At 46.8% G+C, this 5,922-nt stretch carries 11 protein-coding genes; all 11 read left to right on the top strand.

Going from position 1 to position 5,922, the window contains the following annotated elements; genetic code table 11:
* On the top strand, positions 1-465 hold a 465-nt coding region (locus EA797_RS21535), incomplete at its 5' end, for a hypothetical protein (protein ID WP_208644482.1).
* A gap of 91 nt (positions 466-556) precedes the next feature.
* Complete coding sequence (locus EA797_RS21530) at positions 557-1,090, top strand: YcxB family protein (RefSeq protein WP_122169015.1); 534 nt, start codon at positions 557-559, stop codon at positions 1,088-1,090.
* A 107-nt stretch (positions 1,091-1,197) separates the two neighbouring features.
* A complete protein-coding gene (locus tag EA797_RS21525; RefSeq protein ID WP_122169013.1) occupies positions 1,198-1,401 on the top strand; it encodes a hypothetical protein in 204 nt (67 codons plus the stop codon).
* 74 nt (positions 1,402-1,475) lie between these two features.
* Positions 1,476-1,793, top strand: coding sequence for a MafI2 family immunity protein (locus EA797_RS22215; RefSeq protein ID WP_122169011.1), 318 nt, complete (start codon positions 1,476-1,478; stop codon positions 1,791-1,793).
* A gap of 88 nt (positions 1,794-1,881) precedes the next feature.
* Positions 1,882-2,265 (top strand): hypothetical protein, encoded by a 384-nt coding sequence (locus EA797_RS21515; RefSeq protein WP_122169009.1) that lies wholly within the window; start codon positions 1,882-1,884, stop codon positions 2,263-2,265.
* Positions 2,266-2,650: 385 nt separating this feature from the next.
* Entirely contained in the window at positions 2,651-2,938 is a 288-nt protein-coding gene (locus EA797_RS21510; RefSeq protein ID WP_122169007.1) for a hypothetical protein, read from the top strand.
* 87 nt (positions 2,939-3,025) lie between these two features.
* Positions 3,026-3,340 (top strand): hypothetical protein, encoded by a 315-nt coding sequence (locus tag EA797_RS21505; protein WP_122169005.1) that lies wholly within the window; start codon positions 3,026-3,028, stop codon positions 3,338-3,340.
* A gap of 440 nt (positions 3,341-3,780) precedes the next feature.
* Positions 3,781-4,170: a hypothetical protein gene (locus tag EA797_RS21740; protein ID WP_147456832.1), complete on the top strand. Its 390-nt coding sequence runs from the start codon at positions 3,781-3,783 to the stop codon at positions 4,168-4,170.
* A 91-nt stretch (positions 4,171-4,261) separates the two neighbouring features.
* Positions 4,262-4,723 carry a hypothetical protein gene (locus EA797_RS21500; protein WP_122169003.1) on the top strand — a complete coding sequence of 154 codons (462 nt, stop codon included), beginning with the start codon at positions 4,262-4,264 and terminating at the stop codon, positions 4,721-4,723.
* A gap of 77 nt (positions 4,724-4,800) precedes the next feature.
* Complete coding sequence (locus EA797_RS21495; RefSeq protein WP_122169001.1) at positions 4,801-5,469, top strand: tetratricopeptide repeat protein; 669 nt, start codon at positions 4,801-4,803, stop codon at positions 5,467-5,469.
* Between the two features lie 128 nt (positions 5,470-5,597).
* Complete coding sequence (locus EA797_RS21490) at positions 5,598-5,873, top strand: hypothetical protein (protein ID WP_122168999.1); 276 nt, start codon at positions 5,598-5,600, stop codon at positions 5,871-5,873.
* Positions 5,874-5,922 lie beyond the last annotated feature (49 nt).

Here is a 5,922-nt window from a genome sequence, read left to right as displayed (position 1 = left end):
CGGGCTAAAGCCCGCCCCTTAACCAAACGTTATATACCTATCATGTACGAAGATTATTGTGCCGACTATTCATTTAAATCTGACTTCAAGCCTGAGTTCGTCTCTCTCTGGGCTGGCTGGCTTGGGAAAGACAATCTTCATAAACTTGATCAGGTCACGCCAAACGAATGGGGGAAATTTAATACCCTTTTAAGGCTGCTGTCGCAGCGCTACACCATGCTTGCCATTTCTCACGAAACCAAACAGGTTGCTAAAGTTAATGATATCGAGTCATATCTCTCAACATATGAACAAGCAATGAATAAAGACTCTGAACAATTCTCTGCCTTTATTATTCAGGAGCTTTCTTGTGCAATAAGTGAGAGCTGGGATCACACCTATATAATTTGGCATAAAAGTAAAGGTGAAATACATTCATTGTCACCGCTCATAAAAGCATGCGACCTTGAGCACTTCAGTGGGTAGGCATATAACAAGTCGCTCAAGCCGCTCGTCTCACTCGCTGGGACAGGCTAAAGCCTGCCCCTTAGCTTAATCGTTATATGCAAGGATCAGCATGAAAGTAACCACCAATATTGGAAAGCTAGACCTGATAAAGTTTAATTTATCTGTTCTCCCCAAGATGCGTTCAACCTACATAACAATCCTAGTTATTGCATCTCTTACATTTATATATATAACCTGGAGCAAGGGTTTACCCGAAAATTCCCGCGAGCTTGTAATTCATCTTGTGAGCTCAGCAATTGGCGGGCTGCTTGGTATGTTTTTCGGCATCGTGTTCAACATGACCACCATTTTATTAATGTCGTCCGCCAAAAATGGAGTGCTTGGGGAGCATACTTATACGCTTCTTCCCGAGGGACTTATTGAAACAACATCTGCCAATGAGAGTCTTAACAAGTGGCACGGTGTGGTTTCGGTAAAACCAGCCGGCTCTTATTTGCTAATCCAAGTAGCTGCCTGCCTTTTCCACGTAATACCCAAACGGAGCTTTGACTCTTCAGAGCAGTTTGAAGAATTCACATCTCAAGCAATAGCTCACTGGCAGCAAGCGCATAACACTGCAAACAACCAAGCACAACCTAGTTAATAGCACAGGCGTTCGCGCCAAATGCATATAACAATTGGTTCAAATCGTTCGCTTCGCTCACTGGGACGGGCTAAAGCCCGCCCCTTAACCAAACGTTAGAGAACACTATGGAATTCCTCGCTCGTACGCTAATCCTTGCATGCAAACACATCAATGACCAAAGCAACTCGGATAGCGATGCTGACGTTGAGCTGTTGGAAGCGATTGCTGCCGAGCTTGGTTCAGCATCCGACGCTGAGAAGCAGTGCCTAGTTAAATCTGCCAAGTTGTTAGGTTATGAGGCATGGCCTGAAGAAATGGGTATTCTCTAACCATGCGCTCAAGTCGCTCACTTCGTTCGCTGGGACTGGCTAAAGCCAGCCCCTTAGCTTAATCGTTAGGCCACATGAGCAATTTCTCCGCAAAGCAGTTCCTTGTACTCGCGGTTCACCAAGCACTTCTTGGTGAAATCCATCCTCAATTGCGCCAAGCATCTATTGAGGCTGACGACACAATACATTTGGTGCGTCTTCGCTTCGAATACGACGGCGCTCCCAATCACATCGCGTGGGAGAAGTGTTCTTGCGCTGCAGCAGAGGTAATCTCAAGCTTTCCAGCACCATGGATAATGGACGATGAGCATTTATCTGTATGCTCATCGTCTCAGTTGTCACCCTTAAAATATATTGTATATCGTCGTTGGGAGCCTAGTGACGCGGCCTAACAAGTCGCTTAACTCGCTCACTCCGTTCGCTGGGACGGCGTACCGCCGCCCTTTAGCTTAGTCGTTAGCCTTCACACATGGAGCCACAATGATTCGTAGCCTTCGGAAAGGTCATTCAAGCATTTATATCCAGCACCCAAGCACTGGGCATAGCATTGGAGCTGAAAAATACGAATCAGAGATCGCCGACGACAAAGCTATTCTTCGGCTGACATTAAACCCAGTCGACAGTAATCAACGTTCCGATGAAGAATACTTTCATACCGACCAGTTAGTGTCCGTAAGCATTGATGACTCAACTGTCATAAAAGGTTTTGGTGAGTACGTAACGTCAAACAAGCAAAAATTTTCATCGTGGCAGCTGGAAGTTATTTCTCGCGGTAAAAAGTTTTCTTTTCCGGTCGAGCCGGAGCTTGTAGAGCACGGCAACCATAAACAGCTTAATCTCCGTGTAATCACCAGCAATGGCTAACAAGTGGTTCAAATCGCTCGCTCCGCTCGCTGGGACGGGCTAAAGCCCGCCCCTTAACCAACCGTTAGGCGTCATTTCTTTTTTAGGCTCGTGCATACATGGACGTTTGTCTCGCCGCCGCATGTACCTCTTTCCATACGCGTCCGTTGCGTTTCCATCTAGTGCGTCGTCTGTGCTCGCCTTGGCTCCGGGTATGGCGACCAGAGGCATACAGCGATGTGATTCAGTCCTCACGTGCTGGCTTGAACCGTCGAAGCCGTTCGGCCACTGTGCGGCATCAGCCACCGAGGCCCTATTTGCTCCGCTGCCTAACAAGCGGTTCAAGCCGCTCACTCCGTTCGCTGGGACGGGCTAAAGCCCGCCCCTTAACCAAACGTTAGCTGCCATGATTGAATCACCCAAGTATCTATTCGCTCACGTAAGGCATCCGGATGATTTCAGGCCGGAAGTTACGTCTATTGTCCTATTTGGACTTGCAAGCACAGAAGGGCAAATCTTCTACCTTGAAATAAGGTATATAGATTTTGAAAGAAACATTATAGAAGGCGACCATCTAATGTGGTCACTTGAAGAAGCATACGAATATGCTTTTATAGACTATGGCATTCGGGAGCTCGATTGGCGCCCTCTAAGCAAAGTAGAAATTGAAAAAATAGAAAGCAGCATTGGCTAGCAGCTAACAATGCGCTTAAATCGTTCGCTTCGCTCACTGGGACCGGCTGGAGCCGGCCCCTTAGCTTAATCGTTAGAGGCCACATCAATGTCCGGCGCTTTCCGTATCAGACTAATGTTCGAGTGGGGCGGTGGTTCCTTGTGGTGTGGTAATGACGCAGCAATAAAAGAGTTTGATGTCGGCCCAGTGGAAGAAAAATTACTCCTGAGCGATGTAATGCTCGAACGGTTAAATGCATTATCGCAGTGGCACGATACCGCCTTAAATTGGGAGTATCCGCCCGACCCAGGCCCTTGGAGCCCCGATGAGTACGCGAAATTTGAGGCCGAAGCACTCGCTTTCTTATCGGAGATTCAGGCAGAGCTTGGTCCTGAATTTGAAATAGTTTATGAACCGATTTAGGTGGCTTCTAACTAGTGGTTCAAATCGCTCGCTTCGCTCACTGGGACGTGCTAAAGCCCGCCCCTTAACCAAACGTTAGAAGCGGCTCTTAATTTTGGTGGGTTATATGCACGGAAGCATTAATTCAGTCCCTCAGCCAAATATCAGCGCAGTTGCAAGCATTGAGCGTCGGCGCGCAAAACATCTGAATGTTCGTAGCCTTTCGCGGTGGCGTTGCCGGCCCATCGCTGGGGCAAACGCCATTGGTTGTCCTACCGCTATGTATCTGCCAGCCCACGCACGTTCGTTGCCCAACATCTCGGTTCGGCTTCAGCTACATTTGGCGTCGCCTGAAAATTCCGAGCTCGATTTGTCACCGCGTCTAACTACTGGTTCAAGTCGCTCGCTCCGCTCGCTGGGACCGGCTAAAGCCGGCCCCTTAACCAAACGTTAGGTGCCGTATGTGCTGGGCTCTATACCTTGCGTCAGACATAGAACTTCCTCAGATTGTTTGGGACAATGCAAATCCTTCATTTAACACCCAAGAGCTTTCAGAGGCTGAAAATCCTGTAAAACAACAATTTTCTTTTGAGCATGTAATATATCTCGGCTCTAATGAAGGCTGCGGTTGCGGATTCATGAACACGGATTACCAATCCAATAAAAACCTTGAACACCTTCATGACTACTTAAGTAACGCACTAAGCAGAAATTCTAAACTTGAAATTTTCCTATGCTGGGAGGGAGATCAATCAAGCTCTCCCTTAGCAAAAAAATCTGTGCGATTATCTGAGTTCGCCGGGCCTGAACTTCCTTTGGGTGAAAGAGAGCTTTCTATTATCACCACCTAACAATAGGTTCAAACCGTTCGCTCCGCTCACTGGGACGGGCTAAAGCCCGCCCCTTAACCAAACGTTAGCAGGCAACACGAATAATCATGCCATGCACAAATTAAAAATTCTTATGTTGTTAATATTCATGGCATCGCTATCCGCATGTTTTGAGACGACAACATATAACTCGACAACAAAGTCTTCGAATAAATACAATTTCGGTAAATTTTTAGATAGCATAACTAGTTTTCCATACAGCGCTCCAGCCGAGCAGCAAGAGCGCATAAAAAACAACTATACAAAATTAAAAATTGGAATGCCGAAGAATGAAATTCTAAACATTCTACCGCCTCCTAATGCCGAATTTTTTACCTACGAGAAAAATGGAGATAAAGAAGTATTCGAAAGCTCTTCGTGGGCATACTACTTGACTAGGCAAGAGTATAATCTGGGGAGCGATAGTGATGCCGCACTATTTCTATACTTCAACGAGCTAGAGCAATTGTACTGGTCAATACCAGACAACATTGAAGGCCTCAGCCAACTGGGCAACCCACTTGATGCCCGCTAACAACTGGTTCAAACCGTTCGCTTCGCTCACTGGGACGGGCTAAAGCCCGCCCCTTAACCAAACGTTAGGTTTCAAACATGTCCAAAGTTAATCTCAAGAAAAAATTGACTGCCTTATTCTTACTCATCATTCCTGCATTGCCAGCGACCTCGGCTCCACTTCCAACTGAGGCCACACAACTGGCCCTAGAAGAATTTGCACTTAGCAATCGAGAACACAAAGAAAAGATTGAATCATTTATCAAAGCATTAAAGCCTGAGGCAGAAGCTGGAAATCCTGTAGCAAAATTCTTTCTGGGTGGAATGTTATTATCAAGCGATTCAGATTCATATAAAAATCAAGCCCATGAACTTCTTCGCGATTCGGCTGAAGGAGGGTGCGCTGGAGCTTCGGGAATACTAGGCGCCCAACTTATGAAAACGGATCCTCCTGCTAGTTATAAATGGCTATCACAAGCGGCGGAAGCTGGCGACACAAGCTCTATGCTTTTTCTTTCTACTGTTTATCTAAATGGAAATAGTTCTATACAAAGAAACGAAGCCAAAGCATTGGCATGGGCAGAACTTGCTGCGGCACAAGCTAATTCAGATTTCATCAAATTTACTGCACAACAACTGACATCACGAATAAATACTTCCATTCCAGAAAGTACAAAGCATGAGGCTGAAACACTCTTGACTGAGCTTCAGATCAAGCACCCCAAGCACGAGCCTTACCTTTGTGGTCAGTCAAGTCCCCAAAGCTAGTCCGAGTCAGCAACCTAACAACTGGTTCAAATCGCTCGCTTCGCTCACTGGGACAGGCTAAAGCCCGCCCCTTAACCAAACGTTAGGCATATTCATAAATTTGGCATCCAGCAACAAACGGGGTTGCAATGAAAAAGAAAGTAAAACGGTCAAAATTGCTGAGGACCTTTAATTCGCTGTGCGCGGTCTTGCTCATGGTCTCTGCAATTTACATTATGGTCATGGGTTTCAACTCTGTTGCTATGGCGGCTATGGCTGTTTCCGTTGCCGGAGCAGCTGCGCCTCTTGTCCAGGGCGACGAGGGAATTTTGGAGATAGTAATCGGCACCTTCGAAGCCATGCTCGACGGGGTCGTGGCTGTCATCGAAGGCATAGCAAGTGCAATTGCTAGCGTGTTCAGTTAGAAATGCATAACAATTGGTTCAAATCGCTCGCTCCGCTCGCTGGGACGGG

Origin of the sequence: Stutzerimonas zhaodongensis, assembly GCF_003696365.1 — a bacterium.
GTDB lineage: Bacteria > Pseudomonadota > Gammaproteobacteria > Pseudomonadales > Pseudomonadaceae > Stutzerimonas > Stutzerimonas zhaodongensis.
The sequence above is the reverse complement of the archived record's forward strand: the minus strand, read 5'-3'. Positions and strand labels throughout refer to the sequence as shown.

What these genes read in the sequence shown, in the direction of transcription:
- EA797_RS21530 (WP_122169015.1), top strand. Translation starts at nt 557, where the DNA reads ATGAAAGTAACCACCAATATTGGAAAGCTAGACCTGATAAAGTTTAAT.
- EA797_RS21525 (WP_122169013.1), top strand. Translation starts at nt 1,198, where the DNA reads ATGGAATTCCTCGCTCGTACGCTAATCCTTGCATGCAAACACATCAAT.
- EA797_RS22215 (WP_122169011.1), top strand. Translation starts at nt 1,476, where the DNA reads ATGAGCAATTTCTCCGCAAAGCAGTTCCTTGTACTCGCGGTTCACCAA.
- EA797_RS21515 (WP_122169009.1), top strand. Translation starts at nt 1,882, where the DNA reads ATGATTCGTAGCCTTCGGAAAGGTCATTCAAGCATTTATATCCAGCAC.
- EA797_RS21510 (WP_122169007.1), top strand. Translation starts at nt 2,651, where the DNA reads ATGATTGAATCACCCAAGTATCTATTCGCTCACGTAAGGCATCCGGAT.
- EA797_RS21505 (WP_122169005.1), top strand. Translation starts at nt 3,026, where the DNA reads ATGTCCGGCGCTTTCCGTATCAGACTAATGTTCGAGTGGGGCGGTGGT.
- EA797_RS21740 (WP_147456832.1), top strand. Translation starts at nt 3,781, where the DNA reads ATGTGCTGGGCTCTATACCTTGCGTCAGACATAGAACTTCCTCAGATT.
- EA797_RS21500 (WP_122169003.1), top strand. Translation starts at nt 4,262, where the DNA reads ATGCACAAATTAAAAATTCTTATGTTGTTAATATTCATGGCATCGCTA.
- EA797_RS21495 (WP_122169001.1), top strand. Translation starts at nt 4,801, where the DNA reads ATGTCCAAAGTTAATCTCAAGAAAAAATTGACTGCCTTATTCTTACTC.
- EA797_RS21490 (WP_122168999.1), top strand. Translation starts at nt 5,598, where the DNA reads ATGAAAAAGAAAGTAAAACGGTCAAAATTGCTGAGGACCTTTAATTCG.